The sequence below is a fragment of the Pseudomonas sp. LS_2 genome, assembly GCF_042709235.1.
In the GTDB taxonomy this organism is placed as follows: Bacteria; Pseudomonadota; Gammaproteobacteria; order Pseudomonadales; family Pseudomonadaceae; genus Aquipseudomonas.
The window spans coordinates 63,870-84,986 of record NZ_JAVAYC010000020.1; the positions used below are offsets into that span (position 1 = coordinate 63,870).

Sequence of the window (21,117 nt, forward strand, 5' to 3'; positions counted from 1 at the left end):
GTTTTCTGATAGACTATGCGGCTTTCTTCTTTAACATCTCCAGGTGAAACGCCCATGCAGCCTATGCTGAATATCGCCCTGCGCGCCGCTCGCAGCGCCAGTGAACTGATTTTCCGCTCCATCGAACGCCTGGACAGCATCAAGGTCGACGAAAAAGGCGCCCAGGACTACGTGTCCGAGGTTGATCGCGCCGCCGAGAAGGTCATCGTCGATGCCCTGCGCAAAGCCTACCCGAACCACTCCATCCAGGGTGAAGAGACCGGCCTGCACGCCGGTACCGGTGAAGAAGGCAAGGACTACCTGTGGATCATCGACCCGCTCGATGGCACCACCAACTTCCTGCGTGGCGTACCTCACTTCGCTGTCAGCATCGCTTGCAAATACCGTGGCCGCCTCGAGCACGCCGTGATCGTCGACCCGGTGCGCCAGGAAGAATTCACCGCCAGCCGTGGCCGTGGCGCTCAACTCAACGGTCGTCGCCTGCGCGTCAGCTCGCGCAGCAGCCTGGAAGGCGCCCTGCTGGGCACGGGCTTCCCGTTCCGCGACAGCCAGATGGCCGACCTGGACAACTACCTGGGGATGTTCCGCGCCCTGACCGGCCAGACCGCCGGCATCCGCCGTGCGGGCGCCGCTTCGCTGGACCTGGCCTACGTGGCCGCCGGCCGCTTTGATGCGTACTGGGAATCGGGTCTGTCCGAGTGGGACATGGCCGCAGGCGTGCTGCTGATCCAGGAAGCAGGCGGCCTGGTGAGCGATTTCAACGGTGGCCATGAGTTCCTCGACAAGGGCCACATCGTTGCCGGCAACATCAAGTGCTTCAAGGCGGTACTGACGGCGATCCAGCCGCACCTGCCGGAAAGCCTGAAGCGCTGAGCGTATTGCCTGAATGAAAAAAGCACCCTAGGGTGCTTTTTTTGTGCCTGGATTTTTAACCGGCGGCGAAGCGTTCGCCAGCAAGCCCGCCCCTACAGGCATAGCGACGAACCTGTAGGGGCGTCAAAACCCGATCACTGCCCCGGCTGGTTCTGGCTCAGGATCAACTTGCCGTTCTTGTCCAGCGGAATGCTGGAGCCCGGCTCGTGGTCCATCTTCACCTTGCCGACCTGGTCACCGATGGAATAGGTCACGTCGTAGCCTACGACCTTCTCACTGACATCATTGACGGTATTGCAGCGGGTTTGCGTGGTGGTGTAGGTATCACGCTCCTGCATGCCCTCCTGCACCTTGTTGCCCGCATAACCGCCGCCGACCGCACCGGCCACGGTCGCGATCTTCTTGCCGGTGCCACCGCCAATCTGGTTGCCCAGCAGGCCACCCGCCAGCGCACCGACCACGGTACCGGCGATCTGGTGCTGGTCCTGCACCGGACGTTGCCGGGTAACGGTCACGTCCTTGCACACCTCACGCGGCGTCTTCACCTGTTGCTTGATTGGCTGCACGTCGGTGACCTGGGCGTACTCAGGCCCTTTGTTCACCAAGCTGTAGGTCGCCACAGCACCTCCGGCGGTTACACCGACAGCACCCAGAACCGCACCCACCAGCATTGATTTATTCACGTGAAACCTCCTGATCATAGCTGCGGGACATTGCCCGCCTTCTCCCTGCCTTGGAGCAAAAAAAAAGGCGCGAGTTCAACACTCGCGCCTCTCTTTACGCCAAACGGCGCAGGAAAAACCTTATGGACGGTCGTCCACACCCTCGGCTTTCACCGGAGGAATAAGGTCTTCGCTGCTCAGGTTCAGCCAGATCAGCACCACGTTGGCGATGTAGATCGACGAGTAGGTACCCGCCATGACACCGATGAACAGCGCCAGGGAGAAGCCGAACAGGTTGTCGCCGCCAAAGAACAGCAGCGCGGCGATGGCCAGCAAGGTCGACACCGAGGTCGCGATGGTGCGCAGCAGGGTCTGGGTGGTCGAGACGTTGATGTTCTCGATCAGCGAAGCCTTGCGCATCACCCGGAAGTTCTCACGTACCCGGTCGAATACCACGATGGTGTCGTTCAGCGAGTAGCCGATGATCGCAAGCACCGCCGCCAGTACCGTCAGGTCGAAGGTGATCTGGAAGAACGACAGGATACCCATGGTCACGACCACGTCGTGGACCAGCGAGACGATCGCACCGACCGCGAACTTCCACTGGAAACGGAACGCCAGGTACACCAGCACGCCGCCCAGTGCCAGCAGCATGCCCAGGCCGCCCTGGTCACGCAGCTCCTCGCCCACCTGCGGGCCGACGAACTCGACACGCTTGATGGTGGCCGGGTTGTCCCCACTCACCTTCTGCAGCGCCTCGGCCACCTTGTTGCCCAGTTGCGGGTCGTCGCCCGGCATGCGCACCAGCAGGTCGGTGGTAGCGCCGAAGCTCTGCACCACGGCATCGTGGAAGCCGGAACTGGCCAGCTCGCTACGCACGGTCTGCAGGTCTGCAGGGCGCTCGTAGGTCAGCTCGATCAACGTACCGCCGGTGAAGTCCAGGCCCAGGTTCAGGCCCTTCTGCCACCAGCTGAACAGCGCCAGCACGGTGAGGAGCACGGTAACGGCGAACGCGATGTTGCGCACGCCCATGAAGTTGATGGTTTTCATCGCAGCTCCCTCAAACCCACAGCTTCTTGATGTCACGCCCGCCGCAGCTCAGGTTGACCATTGCACGGGTCACCATGACGGCAGTGAACATCGAGGTGAAAATCCCGAGGGACATGGTAACCGCGAAGCCCTTGACCGGGCCGGTACCCATGGCGAACAGGATGCCGCCGACCAGCAGGCTGGTCAGGTTGGCGTCGATGATCGCGGTGTAGGCACGGTTGAAGCCTTCGTGGATAGCGCGCTGCACCGACATGCCGTTTTTTATTTCCTCGCGAATACGCGAGAAGATCAGCACGTTGGCATCGACCGCCATACCCATGGTCAACACGATACCGGCGATACCCGGCAGGGTCAGGGTCGCGCCCAGCAGCGACATCAGCGCCAGCAACAGCACCATGTTGCCCGCCAGGGCAACGGTGGCGATGATGCCGAAGGCACGGTAGATGGCGATGATGAACAGCGAGACAAACAACATGCCCCACAGGGATGCGTCGATACCCTTGGTGATGTTGTCGGCGCCCAGGCTTGGGCCGATGGTGCGCTCTTCAGCGAAGTACATCGGCGCTGCCAGGCCACCGGCACGCAGCAGCAAGGCCAGTTCGGACGATTCGCCCTGGCCGTTCAGGCCGGTGATGCGGAACTGACTGCCCAGCGGCGACTGGATGGTTGCCAGGCTGATGATCTTCTTCTCTTCCAGGAAGCTCTGTACCGCCACTTCCTTCTCGACGCCGTCAACGGTCTGCTTGACGTAGCGGGTGACCGGCTTCTGCTCGATGAAGATCACCGCCATGCTGCGACCGACGTTGGTGCGGGTAGCGCGGCTCATCAGCTCGCCACCATGGCCGTCGAGGCGGATGTTCACCTGCGGGCGACCGTGCTCGTCAAAGCTGGCCTGGGCGTCGGTGACCTGGTCACCGGTGATGATCAGGCCGCGCTCGACCGGCGCGGAACGGCCGCCTTCGCGGAACTCGAAGACCTCGGTGGTGGCCTTGGACGCACCCGGCTCGGCGCCGAAGCGGAATTCCAGGTTGGCGGTCTTGCCGAGGATACGCTTGGCTTCGGCGGTGTCCTGCACGCCGGGCAGCTCGACCACGATACGGTTGGCGCCTTGGCGCTGTACCAGCGGCTCGGCCACGCCCAGCTCGTTGACCCGGTTACGGACGGTGGTGAGGTTCTGCTTGATCGCGTATTCGCGGATCTCCGCGACTTTCGCCGGGGTCAGCACCAGACGCAGCACCGCGAGCTCGCTGCGCTCGGTGGTGGTCAGCTCGAAATCATTGAAATTCTTGCGGATCAGGTCACGGGCCTGGTCGCGGGTAGCATCGTCGGCGAAGCCCAGCATGATCGCGCCGTCCTGCTGGGGCAGGGTACGGTAGCGCACGCGCTCTTTGCGCAGCAGGCTTTTCACTTCACCGTCGTAGACCTTCAGGCGGGCGCTCATGGCCTTTTCCATGTCCACTTCCAGCAGGAAGTGCACACCACCGGAGAGGTCCAGGCCCAGCTTCATCGGGCTGGCGCCAATGTTGCGCAGCCACTGCGGGGTGGTCTGTGCCAGGTTCAAGGCCACGACGTATTCATCGCCCAGGGCCTTGCGCACCACATCCTTGGCCGGAAGCTGGTCTTCCTGCTTGGTCAGGCGCACCAGCGCGCTGCCCTTCTCGCTCAGGCTGCCGCCTTTTACAGCGAGGCCGGCGTCGGTCAACGCCTTGGTGGCGCGGTCCAGGTCGGCCTGGCTCACGTGCAATGCGGAGCTTGCGCCGCTGATCTGCACCGCCGGGTCGTCCGGGTAGAGGTTGGGAGCGGAATAAATAAAGCCGACCGCCAGTACCAACACGATCAGCAGGTATTTCCACAGAGGGTATTTGTTCAGCATCACGCCGCCCGTTCAAGACGCGGGGCGCTTTGCGCGCCCCGACTGGAAAAATAAAACCGGTAACTCAGATAGCCTTGAGCGTACCTTTTGGCAGGGTCGCGGCGATGGCGCCCTTCTGGAACTTCAGTTCGACGTTGTCGGACACTTCCAGGACCACGAAGTCATCGGCAACCTTGACGATCTTGCCGGCGATACCGCCGTTGGTCACAACTTCGTCACCTTTCTGCAAGTTGCTCAGCAGGTTCTTCTGCTCTTTGGCGCGCTTGGCCTGTGGACGCCAGATCATCAGGTAGAAGATGACCAGGAAACCGACCAGGAAGATCCACTCGAAGCCGGTACCGGCTGGGCCGGCGGCTGGGGCTGCAGCGTCCGCGTAGGCGGCGGGAATCAGAAAGCTCATTGGGCACTCCAGTTGCGATTTTTAATATTAAGAGCAGCAGTCAATCCAAGGGCGGTACGGGAAGCCCGCGCTTGGCGTAGAAGGCGTCGACGAAGGCGGCCAATTTACCCTGTTGAATAGCCTCGCGTAAACCGGCCATCAAGCGCTGGTAATGGCGCAAGTTGTGGATGGTATTCAGCATGCTGCTCAACATTTCGCCGCACTTGTCCAGGTGATGGAGATAGGCGCGGGAGAAGTGGGTGCAGGTATAGCAATCACAGGTCGGATCCAGCGGCGAATCATCGTGGCGATGGAACGCGTTGCGGATCTTGATCACCCCCGTATCGACGAACAGATGCCCGTTTCGCGCATTGCGCGTGGGCATCACGCAGTCGAACATGTCGACGCCGCGGCGCACACCCTCTACAAGATCTTCTGGCTTGCCTACCCCCATAAGGTAACGAGGTTTGTCAGCCGGCATTTGTGCGGGCAGGTAGTCCAGCACCTTGATCATCTCGTGCTTGGGCTCGCCCACCGACAGGCCGCCGATGGCCAGGCCGTCGAAGTCGATCTTGACCAGCGCTTCCAGCGAGCGCATGCGCAGGTCTTCGTACATGCCGCCCTGGACGATACCGAACAGCGCGGCGGTGTTGTCGCCATGGGCATTCTTCGAGCGCTGCGCCCAACGCAGCGAAAGCTCCATGGACGTGCGCGCCACGTCGTGCTCGGCCGGGTACGGGGTGCATTCGTCGAAGATCATCACGATGTCCGAGCCCAGGTCGCGCTGTACCTGCATGGACTCTTCCGGCCCCATGAACACCTTGGAGCCGTCCACGGGGGAGGCGAAGGTCACGCCTTCTTCCTTGATCTTGCGCATTGCCCCCAGGCTGAACACCTGGAAACCGCCGGAGTCAGTGAGAATCGGGCCTTTCCACTGCATGAAGTCGTGCAGGCCATTGTGCTTCTTGATGACCTCGGTACCCGGGCGCAGCCACAGGTGGAAGGTATTGCCCAGGATGATTTCGGCGCCGATGGCCTCGATGTCCCGCGGCAGCATGCCCTTGACCGTGCCGTAGGTGCCTACCGGCATGAACGCCGGGGTTTCCACGGTGCCACGGGGGAAGGTCAGCCGACCGCGACGGGCCTTGCCGTCGGTGGCCAGCAGTTCGAAGGACATTCGACAGGTGCGACTCATGCTTGATCCTCGGGGCCGCGCGGCGCCGGATTGCGGGTGATGAACATGGCATCACCGTAACTGAAGAAGCGGTACTCCTGCTCGACCGCCGCCGCGTAGGCGGCCATGGTCTCGGGGTAGCCGGCGAAGGCCGAGACCAGCATCAGCAGCGTGGACTCCGGCAGGTGGAAGTTGGTGACCAGGGCATCGACCACGTGGAATGGCCGGCCGGGGTACAGGAAGATGTCGGTGTCGCCGCTGAACGCCTTGAGCTGGCCATCGCGCGCCGCGCTTTCCAGCGAACGCACGCTGGTGGTACCCACGGCGATCACCCGGCCACCACGGGCGCGGCAGGCCTGTACGGCATCGACCACATCCTGGCTCACTTCCAGCCACTCGCTGTGCATGTGGTGGTCTTCGAGCTTGTCGACCCGCACCGGCTGGAAGGTGCCTGCGCCCACGTGCAGAGTGACGAAGGCCTGCTCGACGCCCTTGGCGGCGATTTGCTCCAGCAGCGCCTGGTCGAAGTGCAGCCCGGCGGTAGGCGCGGCCACTGCGCCTGCGCGTTCGGCGTAGACGGTCTGGTAGCGCTCACGGTCGGCGCCTTCGTCGGGGCGGTCTATATAAGGCGGCAGCGGCATATGCCCGACACGCTCGAGCAGCGGCAGCACTTCTTCGCCGAAGCGCAGTTCGAACAGTGTGTCGTGGCGCGCGACCATCTCGGCCTCGCCGCCGCCATCGATCAGGATCTGCGCTCCCACCTTCGGCGCCTTGCTGGCACGCACATGGGCAAGCACGCGGTGGCTGTCGAGCACGCGCTCGACCAGCACTTCGAGCTTGCCGCCGGACGCTTTCTGGCCGAACAGCCGCGCCGGAATGACCCGGGTGTTGTTGAACACCATCAGGTCGCCGGGGCGCAGGTACTCGAGCAGGTCGGTGAAACGCCGGTGCGCCAGCTCCCCGCTCGGCCCATCAAGGACCAGCAGGCGGCTGCCATGGCGCTCGGCCAAGGGGTGGCGGGCGATGAGGGAGTCAGGGAGTTCGAAAGAGAAATCGGCGACGCGCATGATGGTGTTCGGTTCGACAGGGCCGGAAAGTTTAGCTCAACGAGCGAAAATTGACCATGAAAGCCGATTGACCGAGTGAAGGACCCTCTCTATACTGCGGCGCCACAAGCCCTGATGGCGGAATTGGTAGACGCGGCGGATTCAAAATCCGTTTTCGAAAGGAGTGGGAGTTCGAGTCTCCCTCGGGGCACCAAGATCCAGAAAAAACCGACCTTATGGTCGGTTTTTTTGTGGGTGCGATTTGGCGGATGCGAAGCAGAGGTACTGGAGCCACTAGCTGGCTTTGGCCCCCGCCACTTATGACTCCTCCCCCGCAAAGCCTCTGCGGTGGGACTCAATCGTCGCCTGCAAGCTAATCCCAGCCGCATGGCACTCGCCCCGGAAACAACAGCCTTGCTCTACTCTCTCGTGCATGCGCAATTTCTGTGGGAGCGGCCTTGCGTCGCGATCACGGGCGCAGCCCGTGCCATTCACTGAGATGCTCTTTTCTGAGCTGCCTATACGGCAGAGAACGACGCAACCACTGCCAAGGTCATCGACCTGGTTTTCTGAGCTGCCTATACGGCAGTGAACGTGGTTGGTGGGCCGGGTGGGGCGTATTGCTTTTTCTGAGCTGTCTATACGGCAGTGAACGAAGTCGGGCGTGTAGAACGTGTTGTCGGCCATTTCTGAGCTGCCTATACGGCAGTGAACCTCGAGCTTCTGCGCACGGGCCAGTGGGCTCATTTCTGAGCTGCCTATACGGCAGTGAACGTTGCATCATCCTGGCTGTGGTTGTAGGTCGATTTCTGAGCTGCCTATACGGCAGTGAACGTCGGCTGTACGTCCTCCCATATCAGGGCGCATTTCTGAGCTGCCTATACGGCAGTGAACTTCGACACAGAAGACGGCCCACATGTGCAGTGTTTCTGAGCTGCCTATACGGCAGTGAACGCTCGTTGATCAGCGATGCGAGGACGTGAGCTTTTCTGAGCTGCCTATACGGCAGTGAACCGCGGCCCCCTTGCTATCAGGTAGGCAATGTATTTCTGAGCTGCCTATACGGCAGTGAACCTTGACCCATCACGAAAGCGAGGCACTGACGCATTTCTGAGCTGCCTATACGGCAGTGAACTTGGAGGCGTGGATGTTCTCCCAAATGATCTTTTTCTGAGCTGCCTATACGGCAGTGAACACGCCCATTTCCGCGGCCTGCTGTAGCAACTTTTTCTGAGCTGCCTATACGGCAGTGAACACGCAAGGGCGTTATGGCGTTCGGCATGCGCATTTTCTGAGCTGCCTATACGGCAGTGAACACATGGCCGGCATTCCGGCTGCGCACCTGGATTTTCTGAGCTGCCTATACGGCAGTGAACGGCCTTCCTCATCGACCCGCAGAACTGCAACATTTCTGAGCTGCCTATACGGCAGTGAACCCCGAGCTTGAACCAGTCAAAGTGCGCATTCTTTTCTGAGCTGCCTATACGGCAGTGAACGGCTTGGTCAGCTCTTCGCGGATCTTCTCGATTTTCTGAGCTGCCTATACGGCAGTGAACTGGCTCGGTTTGATGTTGAGCAATTGCCTGTATTTCTGAGCTGCCTATACGGCAGTGAACGTGGTCACCGAGGCGGCGCGGTACCGGGCTATTTTCTGAGCTGCCTATACGGCAGTGAACCTTGGCCAGGCTGCCCGTGTCGTACTTCGAAATTTCTGAGCTGCCTATACGGCAGTGAACGCTCAATTTCGTAACTCTGCCAACAGGCCTTGTTTCTGAGCTGCCTATACGGCAGTGAACATCGCCAAGAACGCTATGGGCATCGCCCGCCTTTTCTGAGCTGCCTATACGGCAGTGAACATCGCCAAGAACGCTATGGGCATCGCCCGCCTTTTCTGAGCTGCCTATACGGCAGTGAACTGTTGCCGATCGCCTTGTAGCGCGGACCATCCTTTCTGAGCTGCCTATACGGCAGTGAACAAGAAGCACCTGCTGGGCGACGATGAAGCGTTTTTTCTGAGCTGCCTATACGGCAGTGAACATCGCCAAGAACGCTATGGGCATCGCCCGCCTTTTCTGAGCTGCCTATACGGCAGTGAACTGTTGCCGATCGCCTTGTAGCGCGGACCATCCTTTCTGAGCTGCCTATACGGCAGTGAACAAGAAGCACCTGCTGGGCGACGATGAAGCGTTTTTTCTGAGCTGCCTATACGGCAGTGAACCGTGGCCGCTGCCCTGCTGCCGTCCGGCTTCTTTTCTGAGCTGCCTATACGGCAGTGAACCTGCGCGACGGCCAAAAGCGCGGGCGCTGCGTTTTCTGAGCTGCCTATACGGCAGTGAACGCACGGTAATCGAGCGGGGCGCCGCATTCGAATTTCTGAGCTGCCTATACGGCAGTGAACAGCTACAGCAGCTCATCGCTGGAACGGAGCGCTTTCTGAGCTGCCTATACGGCAGTGAACGCTCGACGCCGTGTAGATGCGGTTTGCGATCATTTCTGAGCTGCCTATACGGCAGTGAACACAGGGTGCCGCTGGTGGTACTCCAGGTGACTTTTCTGAGCTGCCTATACGGCAGTGAACTAGAGCCCCACGACCTTAACCTATTGGCCCCCCTAGAAAAACCACCTTGCAAGCAGCCAATACCCTAATTTTCACGCCTCTCGTAACTCATTGATTTACATAACCCTAAACTTCCCACGAAAAAAGAGGGTTCACCACAATCCTCCTAAGCGACAAAAATCGCCCCGCTCATCGAATCCCCCAGCAACAAATTCCTTCCCCGCTCTCCCACACCGTGAGCTATAAAAACAGCCACCCCCGAAAGAGAGCAAAACGCCACCATGGAAGGCATCCCCTCTTCAGACCTCAAAAGCATCCTCCACTCCAAGCGAGCGAACATCTATTACCTCCAACACTGCCGGGTACTCGTAAAGGGCGGACGCGTCGAGTACGTCACTGACGCAGGCAAGCAATCTCTCTACTGGAACATCCCCATCGCCAACACCACCACCGTATTACTGGGTACAGGCACCTCGGTCACTCAAGCCGCAATGCGTGAATTGGCACGCGCCGGTGTTTTGGTCGGTTTCTGCGGCAGCGGCGCGACGCCCTTGTTCAGCGCCAACGAAGTGGATATCGATATCGCCTGGTTCTCACCGCAGAGTGAATACCGCCCCACCGAGTACCTGCAACGTTGGGTCTCGTTCTGGTTCGATGAGGAAAAGCGGCTAGCAGCGGCGAGGGCTTTTCAACGTCTTCGCCTGGAATATCTGCAAAAACATTGGAGCAAAAGCCAATCAGGCGTGAAGGCCGCTATCACTGTCGAACCAAGCATTCTCAATGACTTGATAGGCCAGTCGCTCTCACGCATCGAGCAGGCCCGCAACCATGACGAGCTTCTGACCGAAGAAGCACGACTGACCAAACGTCTGTTCAAACTCGCAGCCACCGCCACTCAATATGGTGATTTCACTCGCGCCAAACGCGGCAGCGGCTCGGACCCAGCCAACCGCTTTCTCGATCACGGCAACTACCTCGCCTATGGGCTGGGCGCCATTGCAACCTGGGTGCTGGGCTTGCCTCACGGGCTCGCCGTGCTACATGGCAAAACTCGTCGCGGTGGACTGGTGTTCGATGTTGCTGATCTGGTGAAAGATGGCCTGATCTTGCCTCAGGCGTTTCTTTCAGCAATGCGCGGCGACGACGAACAGGCGTTCCGACAAGCCTGCATCGAGAGCCTCACACGCAATGAGGCGCTCGACTTCATGATCGACAGCCTCAAAGCAGTCGCCCAGCAACTGGGGACACCGCTCGCGTGAACATTCTCCTCATCTCCCAGTGCGACAAACGTGCACTCACAGAAAGCCGCCGTATTCTCGACCAGTTCGCCGAACGCCGTGGCGATCGCACTTGGCAAACAGCAATCACCCAAGCCGGCCTCGACACACTGCGTCGTTTGCTGAAAAAAACCGCCAGGCGCAACACCTCCATTGCTTGTCACTGGATACGTGGCCTGGACCACACTGAACTGCTATGGGTTGTCGGCGACGCGAGCCGCTTCAACTCGCAAGGCAGCGTTCCGACTCACACGACGCGTCGGAACATCTTGCGGCGCGAGGATGAAAACGACTGGCATACCGCCGAAGACATTCAGTTACTAGCTCGCATGGCCGCGCTACTGCACGACTTGGGCAAGGCGTGCGCATCGTTCCAGTCACGCCTGGAAAAACCGACACAAACCAAGAACCTCTACCGTCACGAATGGGTCTCTCTTCGACTTTTCCAGGCATTCGTCGGAGAGGATGACGATGCAACTTGGTTGAAGCGTCTGATGACTCCCAGCCCGCAAGACGACACCTGCTGGCTCGCGCCTGGACGACTAATACGTGATGGACTGGATAACCCCAGCATCCCTCCATTCCGTCAATTGCCTCCGTTGGCAGCCGCCATCGGTTGGCTCGTCCTCAGCCATCACCGTCTGCCGGTAATACCTAACCTGGAAGACGAGAGGCTAACCACTGACAAGCGTTTTGGCCGTCCTACTCGTAGCTTCAACCGCCACACATTGGCGCAACTACTGGAGGGCATCACCCACCTCTGGAACGAAATACCGACGCCAGACAGCGCAGAACAGCCCATCGGTTATTGGAAGTTCGAACACGGGCTTCCAGTAACCGAACCCAAATGGCGGGCGAAAGCCTCAAAAGTGGCAGGCCGACTGCTGGCCCTACTCAACAAGCCGGGTAAAGGCGACTGGCTGAGCAACCCTTATGTGATGCACTTGTCTCGCTTGAGCCTGATGCTGGGCGACCATCACTACTCCAGTCTCGATGCCACAGACGCTCGGCGAGTAAAAGGCGACGGTAAAACGCCCCTTTATGCCAACACCGACCGCGATGGGAAGCCCAAGCAACCGCTCGACGAGCACTTGCTAGGGGTGGATCGCATGACCGCCAGCATCGTGCACGCTCTCCCGAAGTTTGAACGCCATCTCCCTCGGCTGGCCCAGCACAAAGGATTGCGCAAACGCAGTGCCGAGAAACGCTTTCGCTGGCAAGACACAGCCGCCGACATAGCTACCACTATGCGGGATGTCACTGCAGACCAAGGCGCCTTCATCATCAACATGGCCTCCACGGGGTGTGGCAAGACACTCGCCAACGCACGCATCATGAATGCGCTGGCAGACCCGCAGTTAGGCTTGCGCTGTGCCTTCGCCCTGGGCTTGCGCACACTTACCCGCCAAACCGGCGAAAGCTATCGTCGTGACCTGCACCTTGGGGATCACGAACTCGCGATCCGTGTAGGGGGCTCGGACTCCGGGCTATTGCAGGAGCACTATGAAGCCAAGCATGAAGCCCACGGTTCAGCCTCGGTCCAGAACCTGATCGACGAAGACAGCCACGTTTTCTATGAAGGACAAGTTGAAGGCCACGGCTTGCTGGACAAGGCAATGGATGACGCACACATCCACGCCATGCTTGCCGCTCCCTTGCTGGTGTGCACCATCGACCATCTGATGCCCGCAACTGAAGCGCAGCGAGCCGGACGACAAATTGCACCGATGCTGCGCCTGATGAGTGGCGACCTGGTGCTGGACGAGCTCGACGACTTCGACCTCGGCGACCTTCCCGCGCTGACGCGCCTGATGCATTGGGCCGGCATGCTCGGAGCACGCGTGCTGCTGTCGTCAGCGACGCTCCCACCAGCACTAGTAACCGGCATGTTCCATGCCTATCGTGCAGGCCGTCAGCAGTACCGGCGTAATCGCGGCGAGCCTGCCAGCACCTCTTTATCCGAACTCGAAGTGGCCTGCATGTGGGTCGACGAGTTTTTTTCGGTAGCCAACAGTTGCACCAACGCCGAGGCTTTCATCGAACAACACACCAAGTTCGTGACAAACCGCGTTGCGGCTTTGGACAGCGCCGGTGCAGAAACTCCACGACTCATCGGCTTGAAAGAGTGGAAACTGCAAGCACCTCGCTCCAAAGCCCACGTGCGAGAAGACTTCGCGGCTCAATTGCAGCATGCCATGCAACAGGCGCATGCGAACCATGCCCAGGAATGCCCACACAGTGGCAAACGGGTCAGCTTCGGCTTGATTCGCATGGCCAATATCGAGCCATTGTTCGATGTTGCACTCGCGCTATTCAAACAAGGCGCAGCGCAAGGGCAGCGTATTCACCTCTGTGTCTATCACTCACGCTTTCCCATGTTGCTGCGCTCGGCGATCGAGGCACGACTTGATCGCTGTCTCAACCGCAAGGAACCTGAGGCTGTCTATGACTTGCCCGAAATTCGCCAGGCGCTGGAAACCTACCCCGAGCAAGATCATCTGTTCGTAGTGCTGGGCTCTCCTGTCACGGAAGTCGGCCGTGATCACGACTACGACTGGGCATTGGTCGAGCCATCGTCCATGAGGTCGCTGGTGCAATTGGCAGGACGCGTACAACGACACCGTCAGAATCCCTGCACCTCACCGAACATTCTGGTTTTCCAGACCAATCTCAAGCACTTCGAGAACATGCTGGATCCGGACAAGAAGCGCAGGGCCGCCTTCGTATACCCCGGTTTCGAGCAAGACATAAAGGACCACAGGCATCTGTTTCGCCTGAGCAGTCATAACTTGAAGAACCTGTTATTGGAGGAAGACCTTGTTCCCTTCAACGCGCGTCCACGCATTCAGCCCAGACCGACCCCGACGCTCCAACCTAAAGATAATCTGGTAGACCTTGAGCACCAGCGGTTGATAGACCTGATGCTGCCGAGCGACAGTACAACCGACTTGAACGCAACCTGTGCCTGGCTATACCCGCACGCGGCACTGACCTGGGTGCTCCCCCAGCATCAGCCCTTTCGCAAGCAGACTCAGCCCATGGTCGACCTGATATTCCAGCTTGACGAGGATGAGGAGCGACTTTGCCTATACACCCTGCACCAGCCCAACATACGTAAGCCTCCAGAATACTTGGCCAGTGAAATGAAGCTGGAACGGATTGATCTTGAGGCACGCCTAGGCCCCGGAATACGCCCTTGGGGAGAGGTTGACCTTATGGAACAGTTGGAACAACTCGCTTCGGCACAGGGCCTATCGCTGGAGGAATGCGCTGATCGGTTTACGCCTGTGAGCGTGCCGGAAAGTGATGCCGGGTGGCGGTACCACCCCGTTCTTGGATTTGCCAAAAAATGAGGGCAACGCTACTAATAGCCGAAGGCCACTAACCTCTTTTCATTCGCCTACTAGAGTTTGTTATGGAAGAAAAACTCCCGCGATCACTTGTCTTTCGAACTCACATAACCCAGTTCATCAACGACCGACGCGACACAAAACTAAACGGCAAGGACGACCCCGCAACCGCAGCCAAATACGAGTACTCAACCTGGCTCGCTGACGCCGCCCGACGCGTCACGCAAATCCAGGCAGTCACACACGTGCTCAAGGCAACGCACCCGGACGCGAGGGGAAGTAGCCTATTCATAGACCCCTCCTCACTTCCCCACCGACAAGAAGTCGGTAGCCATTCACTCCCCAGCGGCTTTGCCACCGACATCGTCGGCAATGCTGCGGCACTCGATGTGTACAAGTTCCTCAAAGTACAAGTCGAAGAACGCTCCCTGCTTGATTGGTTGCAAGATGACGACCCCGATCTGCTGGCGGCTTTCTCATCCGAGCCTGCACAAGCGGCAGCCTGGAGTTCGGCATTCAAAGGTTTGGTGCGTGACGCCGAGCCCGTGGTATCCCACGAGAAAGCAAAACAGCTCTACTGGTGTGTGGGTGACACGCCCACCCACGACAGCTCATTCCACTTACTTCAGCCCCTGTTCCCAAGCAGTCTGGCCCACGCCGTGCACAGCGAAATCAACGATGCTCGTTTTGGCGAGAGCAACAAAATTGCCAGGCTGGCCTGGCGCAGTGGGCAAGAACATAGCGGCACCTATCGCGAATACCGCGATCTCGTTGCACGTAAGCTGGGTGGAACCAAACCACAGAACATCAGCCAACTGAACAGCGAACGCGGGGGCGTTAACTACTTGCTCTCCTCGCTTCCGCCGACCTGGAACCGCACTCAGGCCAAGCCGTTGCTATTGATCGAATCCGCATTCCAACGCTTTCATCATTTTGATGGAGTGCAACATCAGCTCAATGCCCTCTACAGCTACTTCCAACAGAACCCAAGCGCTAGCTTCGATACTCGTAAACGACGTGAACGAATCGAGCGCGCACTGGGTTTGGCATTGACCTCGTTCTGCATGAGTGTCCGCAGTCAGTTCCCCCCAGGCTGGACACAAGACCCTGACTGCCGACTGCCACAGTACGAATGCGCATGGTTGGACCCCAACCGAGCAGCTCTCCCGATTCGTGACGGCTTCGAAGAAGAAGACCTGGCATTCCAGCGCATAGTGCAGAGCCAAGAATGGCCCGAGGAAGTCGCCAAGCGCTTTGCCCTCTGGCTCAACGGGCTATTGCTAAAGAAAGGGTTCTCCGTCAGCGACAGCGAACACATGCACTGGGCACGCAAGGCGCTGGATCATACCCGCGACTTCGCACCAGTCGCTCAGGAGGTGAGCCATGCCTAAGTTTCCAACCCTGGATGCGGTGCTCGTCCTGCCTCACCTTCATATCCAGAACGCCAATACCATTTCCAGCCCACTTACCCACGGGTTCCCCTCGATGACGGCTTTCACAGGGCTGATGTGGGCACTAGAACGCAAAGCCAATACAGCAGATGTAGACCTTCACTTCCCTGCTGTTGGCGTGGTTGTGCATCAGCACGAAGAACAGACCACGTCAGATCGCTACGTCAAGTCATTCCGACTTTCGCGCAACCCGAATGACCGAGAGGGCAAGCCCTCCCCCATCGTCGAGGAAGGACGTATTCACCTTGAGCTCACCCTGCTATTTGGGGTCGAGGGAGCCGCGCTGAATGATCCAGCGAACGCGCCGCACCTCGCATCTCAGCTGATGGCAATGCTCCAGACTCTGCGTCTTGCAGGTGGCAGCATCATCCCCCCCTTGCATCAAACAACTGCCCACCGACCTTACTTCATGCCGCTGACAGGTAACGACGAAGACCGCCTCGATATCTTTGCCGCCAGTGCCCCCAACTGGCTACCTGGCTTTACGCTGGTCGAACGCTCCGACCTGCTGGAGCAACGTCACGCAGACTTGCGGCAAGAGGACCCGGACGCAACGCCTCTGGACGCCTGGCTTTCGCTCTCACGCATCAATTGGCGCGCCAGCGAAGTTGAGGCCAGCGGTAAAACCACCTGGCATAGCGACCGCAAAGGGCTCGGTTGGGTGGTTCCCATTCCTGTCGGCTACAGCACGCTGACGCCATTACTGCCGGCCGGCTCCGTACCCAATGCCCGAGACAGCGAAACCCCCATGAGGCTGGTGGAAAGCATCTTCAGCGTGGGCGAATGGCTTAGCCCACATCGCTTGGAGTCCATCGAGCAAATGCTGTGGTACCCCAGCGCCTGTGTCGAAAGTGGCCTGTACCGCTGCCACAACGACTATCAGCCAGAACCCGAAATCAGCTTCGATTGAATGCCCGTCATCTCATTACAGAAGGATTTGCCAATGACTAACGACACCCTCAAGACCGCTTCCGTCCTGGCCTTCGAACGCAAACTCGACCCATCGGATGCTCTGTTCCATGCAGGTGACTGGCACAAGCGTGGGGAGTGGGCACCAATCGCGGTGCGCGAAAAATCCGTGCGCGGCACGATCTCCAACCGCATGAAAACCAAGGATCTGGACCCTGCCAAGCTGGATGCCGAGATCCAGAAGCCCAACCTGCAAACCATTGACGTCGCGACGTTGCCCCATGATGCAGACACCTTGCAGGTGTCATTCACCCTCAGGGTACTGGGTAGTATCGGCCAACCGTCGGCCTGTAACGACGCGGCCTACCGTCAAAAACTGCAAGCAACCGTGAAGGGCTACGTGCAAGCCAATGGCTTTACCGAACTTGCATACCGCTATGCCTGCAACCTGGCGAATGCGCGCTTCCTCTGGCGTAATCGAATAGGTGCCGAGCAGGTCGAGGTACGAGTAGAGCAATTGACGGAGGGGCAAGCGCAGAACACCTGGACCTTCGATGCACTCAGCCTCTCCATGCGCCACTTCGACAGCCAGGGCGCCAATGCCGAGGCGCTCAAGACGCTTGCCCAAGTCATCAACAATGGCCTTCTGGGCGAACAGCACGTTCTGCTTCGCATCACTGCCTACGCACGCCTAGGCGCCGGCCAGGAAGTGTTCCCCTCTCAGGAGTTAATCATGGAGCGTGGCCGTGGTGACAAAAGCAGGACCTTGTACACCGTGAGTGGTATTGCCGGGCTGCACTCGCAAAAAGTTGGCAATGCCTTGCGCAGCATCGACACCTGGTACGAAGAAGCCGATACCAACGGACCGATTGCCGTCGAACCCTATGGTTCGGTGACCACGCAGGGCAAGGCCTACCGCCAACCTCGCAACAAGAGCAAGGACGACTTTTATTCGCTGCTTGACGCCTGGGTACTCAAGGACAAGGTTCCTCCCCTGGAGCAACAGCACTTTGTCATCGCCACCCTCATTCGCGGCGGTGTGTTCGGCGAGGCGGGCTGAGCCATGGATCAATACCTTGAACTGACGTTGCTTCCAGACCCCGAGTTTCCTCAGCCGATGCTGATGAACGCGCTACTGAGCAAGCTCCATCGAGCCCTGCACGACATTAGGCGTAACGACATCGGTATCAGTTTTCCCGAGGTTAGCCAGAAGCCTCGTTCGTTGGGTGCAAGGCTTCGCATTCATGGCAGTCGAGAGGCGCTCGGCAGTCTGCAAGCGATCAACTGGCTCAGTGGTATGCGGGATCATCTGCGTCTCTTGGGGCCTGAACAGGTTCCCGCCAATGCTCAGCACCGCTGCGTGAGCCGTGTGCAGGTAGATAGCAATCCCGAGAGGCTTAGGCGTCGACTGATCAAGCGGCATGGCATCAGTGAAGAGGAAGCCAGGTCGCGGATTGGCGCCGAGGTTGGCAAGAAGTGCGAACTGCCGTTCGCCCAGTTGCGAAGCCAAACGAATGGCCAGACGTTTTACCTGTTCATTCGTCATGGGCAATTGCAGGATCGGGCGCAGTTAGGAGTATTTGGCACGTACGGTCTGAGTCGCAACGCTACGGTGCCCTGGTTTTGACCCTTTTTTCTAGGGCATTTCGTTGGATCTTTGAAATCAATGGGTTACGGAACGGCGTAGAAAAGGGTCTATGGCTGAGAAATGATTGTTTTTGCGGATTTATCAGCGAGTTGAATTGCTACTGCTCTAGTTCGCTGCCGTGTAGGCAGCTCAGAAAAAGCCCAGCCATGCGCTCGGCCGAGGCCGTAAGTTCACTGCTGTGTAGGCAGCTCAGAAACCATTCTTCTTACTTCGACGGATTGGCGGTGCGTTCACTGCCACGTAGGCAGCTCAGAAATGAATCATTTCATGCACCAGGAGCGGGTCCAGCGTTTACTGCCGCGTAGGCAGCTCAAAGATCATGGAAGGCGATGTTGGAGACATGCTGCCTTGGGATAGGTCAGGAAAAATCTCAAGACAAAGAAAAACCCGCCAAGTGGCGGGTTTCGGGCGCAGCCATAGAGTCAGGCAAAAACTACTTCCACTCGACCTTCCCGTCGTGATCTTGGCGCAGCTTTAACCACGATCTGAACATCGCGCCCCAAACGTGACAGACAGTCCATCATCTTGGCTTCGCTGATGCCTCTGAATTTCCCGCGCAGCATGTCAGAAACCTTTGGTTGAGGTAGCCCAAGGATCTCTGCGGCTTGAACTTGTGTCAGATGGCGGGCTTTGATGATGCCGCCAATTTTCTCCGCAAGTCTTGCCTTTATCAGCATCTCGCTGGCATCGGCTCTTCCAAGGTCTGCGTATACGTTGCCGCTACCTTCTTCAATAATTTCGATCATTTATTTCCACCATTCGCATGTGCTTGCGCCGCTTTCAATCGAGACTTGATCAAGTCGATATCGTGCTGCGGTGTCTCTATGCCTTTGGTCGATTTTTTCTGGAAGCAATGCAGGGCATAGACTGCTGCTCCAAATTTCACTGTGTAGACCGCTCGATAGGTGTCGCCATCATAATCCTCGACAACCTCAAGCACTCCAGCCCCAGAAAAGCCCTTTAGCGGCTTTGCCTGCGGGTGCTTACCACCTACCTGAGCCTGGTGTAGGGCGAAACCAAACACATCCTGTACGTCGTCGGGCATAGCCAAGAGATCCTTCTTGCTACTCCCTACCCAATGCAACGGCTTCCCCATCTACTCTGATTCCCTGTAGTACGAGCACGAACTCTATACCTATATTGGTATAAATCTCAACTAGCCGTTGAATGCCATCTGTCTGCCAAATCATGCGGTAATGGATTTCAACTTCCCGCCAGAGGCAGCACGGGTGCAGCTTGGGCTGCTGATCTGCGTCATGCCACCGAGGTCATGGCGCGGGCCTTGGATGTGGGCTGGTCGACGCCGAAGCGTGGACGCGAGCCATCGCACACCGCCGGGCATCGGATAAAGAAATCGCAATCCGCTGCAAAGCCTACCGTCCTTAGGCAAATTCCTCAGACTTTCCCCATTTCCTGTAGTCCATTTCCCAAACATAATCCCACCGCCTTTCAGCCGTTGCGATGCAGTAGGTCGCGTTCTAGTCTCGCCCCGTCGTTGCAAATTCAACGACCGGTTTTGACAGACCGCGAGCTCAAGTCCAACAGCTGTTTCTTCATGGCAGCTGTACGTGGGGCACATTCGTGTGCGCCGGACTCTTGAGCCTCCGGTCTGTCAACCCGCGTACGGTTGCCTCCACTCGTTTGACAGCGATGGTGTGCGACTCCTTAAACGGCTCAAGGAGTTACCATGCTAAAGATCGTCCCCGACCCACCAATCCCCACCGACATCCCCCACTCCTTTGAAGAAATCCTCATTCAAGCCTGCGAATACCTGCTCTGCGCCCAGTCGATAAACCACCAGAGCACCCAGCTCTCCGCCGGCTCCCCCCTCCAATCGCTGAACATCGCCACCAGCCACGAACTCGACGCCGCACGCACGCTATTGGAAATGGCCCTGAGCAAAGTCCACTCAAGCCACTGACAAGGAGCGTTCGACATGACGGAAAAAACAGCCGGCGTAACCGGTTTCGGCTACGGCGACGGCGACAAACCTTTGTTCCGCGTGGAAGCCGGGCACGACGCCAAGCAAGTCATGGATCAGGCCTCGGCAATGATGGCCTGCGCTCGGCGCATGACACTGCTGGCAGCCACCGATGGTGAAGCGGACTTGGGGTGGGCAGCGCACTCGCTGTGCGACATGGTCAAGGCCCTGATGGATGACGTGGAAGTGGGCCGTATGCAGCAATAGCGGGGCCGCACTTACCTTCCCGGCGGTGATGGGAAAACTTGCGCGCAATTGAGGGCAAAGCTCGGGCTCGCACGCGTGACAGGCGACTGCAATTCATTGACGCACGCTTACTCGCTCATTCCCCAGTCGCTGTCATATCAACGACGAGGAATGAGCGAGTCTGTTTTCAAGCCGGTCGCCCTGCCTCAATCCACTCTGTCACTTGCCTCATGGTCAATCGATACCGCGCGCAGTTGTGCTGCGCCAGCACGTCCAACTCTGCTTTGAGCAACGGTTGAAACTCGTTTTTCTGCTCCTGCGACAAGGCAAGCGACGCAACTACCTGCTCGATACTGCTGCGCTCACGCACCACTGCGCTGATCGCCTCGTTCAGCACTTCCCGATATTGCAGCCTAACCGGGCCTGGCACTCCCATGGCCTGGAGCATCAACCCATATTTGCTGATCGAGCGACGATAGACCCACGTGAAGAGGTCGATCGCCATTGCCATGTCACGTTGTTCGTAAACCCCCATCATGGCCAAGGCATAGTCCTGTGAGGTGACATCGAGGAACGACAGTGGTGAGCAGTTGTAAAGCATCAAAGGGATATTCGCAGCCAGGCGGCTGGTGCGCTTGTTGCCATCTTCGAACGGTTGCAGGTAAGCCACGTTAACCCACAGGAAAAATGCCGCTTCGATG

18 protein-coding genes, 1 tRNA gene and 1 CRISPR repeat array are annotated in these 21,117 nt (G+C 58.6%); of the genes, 10 read left to right on the forward strand and 9 right to left on the reverse strand.

Features of this window, described 5'->3' with window-relative positions; translation table 11 throughout:
• Nucleotides 1-54: 54 nt before the first annotated feature.
• Complete coding sequence (gene suhB, locus RAC97_RS17885) at nt 55-873, forward strand: inositol-phosphate phosphatase (protein ID WP_375099844.1); 819 nt, start codon at nt 55-57, stop codon at nt 871-873.
• A 134-nt stretch (nt 874-1,007) separates the two neighbouring features.
• Here the strand turns inward: suhB and RAC97_RS17890 are convergent, their stop codons facing one another.
• From RAC97_RS17890 to queA, 6 genes are all read right to left on the reverse strand, one after another.
• On the reverse strand, nt 1,008-1,556 hold the full coding sequence (locus RAC97_RS17890; RefSeq protein ID WP_375099845.1) for a glycine zipper 2TM domain-containing protein: 549 nt from the start codon (nt 1,554-1,556) through the stop codon (nt 1,008-1,010).
• 120 nt (nt 1,557-1,676) lie between these two features.
• The gene (secF, locus tag RAC97_RS17895; protein WP_375099846.1) at nt 1,677-2,585 is read right to left on the reverse strand and encodes a protein translocase subunit SecF; all 909 of its coding nucleotides are present in this window, start codon (nt 2,583-2,585) and stop codon (nt 1,677-1,679) included.
• 10 nt (nt 2,586-2,595) lie between these two features.
• A complete protein-coding gene (gene secD / locus RAC97_RS17900) occupies nt 2,596-4,458 on the reverse strand; it encodes a protein translocase subunit SecD (RefSeq protein WP_375099847.1) in 1,863 nt (620 codons plus the stop codon).
• A gap of 64 nt (nt 4,459-4,522) precedes the next feature.
• Nucleotides 4,523-4,858 carry a preprotein translocase subunit YajC gene (yajC, locus tag RAC97_RS17905; protein WP_110735801.1) on the reverse strand — a complete coding sequence of 112 codons (336 nt, stop codon included), beginning with the start codon at nt 4,856-4,858 and terminating at the stop codon, nt 4,523-4,525.
• Nucleotides 4,859-4,898: 40 nt separating this feature from the next.
• The gene (tgt, locus tag RAC97_RS17910; protein ID WP_375099865.1) at nt 4,899-6,014 is read right to left on the reverse strand and encodes a tRNA guanosine(34) transglycosylase Tgt; all 1,116 of its coding nucleotides are present in this window, start codon (nt 6,012-6,014) and stop codon (nt 4,899-4,901) included.
• A gap of 14 nt (nt 6,015-6,028) precedes the next feature.
• Nucleotides 6,029-7,078, reverse strand: a complete 1,050-nt coding sequence (gene queA / locus RAC97_RS17915; RefSeq protein ID WP_375099849.1) for a tRNA preQ1(34) S-adenosylmethionine ribosyltransferase-isomerase QueA — start codon at nt 7,076-7,078, stop codon at nt 6,029-6,031.
• 108 nt (nt 7,079-7,186) lie between these two features.
• Here queA and RAC97_RS17920 point away from each other — a divergent pair.
• From RAC97_RS17920 to cas6f, 7 genes are all read left to right on the forward strand, one after another.
• Nucleotides 7,187-7,271 (forward strand) — tRNA-Leu (locus tag RAC97_RS17920).
• Between the two features lie 292 nt (nt 7,272-7,563).
• Nucleotides 7,564-9,635: direct repeats of the CRISPR family, unit length 28 nt; unit sequence TTTCTGAGCTGCCTATACGGCAGTGAAC.
• Nucleotides 9,636-9,895: 260 nt separating this feature from the next.
• Nucleotides 9,896-10,873, forward strand: coding sequence for a type I-F CRISPR-associated endonuclease Cas1f (gene cas1f, locus RAC97_RS17925; protein ID WP_375099850.1), 978 nt, complete (start codon nt 9,896-9,898; stop codon nt 10,871-10,873).
• Nucleotides 10,870-14,244 carry a type I-F CRISPR-associated helicase Cas3f gene (gene cas3f, locus RAC97_RS17930; RefSeq protein ID WP_375099851.1) on the forward strand — a complete coding sequence of 1,125 codons (3,375 nt, stop codon included), beginning with the start codon at nt 10,870-10,872 and terminating at the stop codon, nt 14,242-14,244. The genes cas1f and cas3f overlap by 4 nt, the downstream gene beginning before the upstream one ends.
• 62 nt (nt 14,245-14,306) lie before the next feature.
• Nucleotides 14,307-15,632, forward strand: coding sequence for a type I-F CRISPR-associated protein Csy1 (gene csy1 / locus RAC97_RS17935; RefSeq protein WP_375099852.1), 1,326 nt, complete (start codon nt 14,307-14,309; stop codon nt 15,630-15,632).
• A complete protein-coding gene (gene csy2, locus RAC97_RS17940; RefSeq protein ID WP_375099853.1) occupies nt 15,625-16,602 on the forward strand; it encodes a type I-F CRISPR-associated protein Csy2 in 978 nt (325 codons plus the stop codon). Before csy1 ends, csy2 begins: the two co-directional genes overlap by 8 nt.
• A gap of 33 nt (nt 16,603-16,635) precedes the next feature.
• Nucleotides 16,636-17,661, forward strand: coding sequence for a type I-F CRISPR-associated protein Csy3 (gene csy3, locus RAC97_RS17945; RefSeq protein ID WP_375099854.1), 1,026 nt, complete (start codon nt 16,636-16,638; stop codon nt 17,659-17,661).
• A 3-nt stretch (nt 17,662-17,664) separates the two neighbouring features.
• Nucleotides 17,665-18,228, forward strand: a complete 564-nt coding sequence (gene cas6f, locus RAC97_RS17950; RefSeq protein ID WP_375099855.1) for a type I-F CRISPR-associated endoribonuclease Cas6/Csy4 — start codon at nt 17,665-17,667, stop codon at nt 18,226-18,228.
• Between the two features lie 443 nt (nt 18,229-18,671).
• On the opposite strand, the gene RAC97_RS17955 is transcribed toward cas6f, so the two are convergent.
• Nucleotides 18,672-18,995: a helix-turn-helix domain-containing protein gene (locus RAC97_RS17955; RefSeq protein ID WP_375099856.1), complete on the reverse strand. Its 324-nt coding sequence runs from the start codon at nt 18,993-18,995 to the stop codon at nt 18,672-18,674.
• Complete coding sequence (locus RAC97_RS17960; RefSeq protein WP_375099857.1) at nt 18,992-19,294, reverse strand: type II toxin-antitoxin system RelE/ParE family toxin; 303 nt, start codon at nt 19,292-19,294, stop codon at nt 18,992-18,994. The genes RAC97_RS17955 and RAC97_RS17960 overlap by 4 nt, the downstream gene beginning before the upstream one ends.
• 642 nt (nt 19,295-19,936) lie before the next feature.
• On the opposite strand from RAC97_RS17960, the gene RAC97_RS17965 reads away from it, so the two are divergent.
• A complete protein-coding gene (locus RAC97_RS17965) occupies nt 19,937-20,170 on the forward strand; it encodes a hypothetical protein (RefSeq protein ID WP_375099858.1) in 234 nt (77 codons plus the stop codon).
• A 15-nt stretch (nt 20,171-20,185) separates the two neighbouring features.
• Nucleotides 20,186-20,437, forward strand: coding sequence for a DUF3077 domain-containing protein (locus RAC97_RS17970; RefSeq protein ID WP_375099859.1), 252 nt, complete (start codon nt 20,186-20,188; stop codon nt 20,435-20,437).
• Between the two features lie 166 nt (nt 20,438-20,603).
• Here RAC97_RS17970 and RAC97_RS17975 read toward each other — a convergent pair.
• Nucleotides 20,604-21,117: Fic family protein (locus RAC97_RS17975; protein ID WP_375099860.1), on the reverse strand; the 514-nt coding region annotated here is incomplete at its 5' end.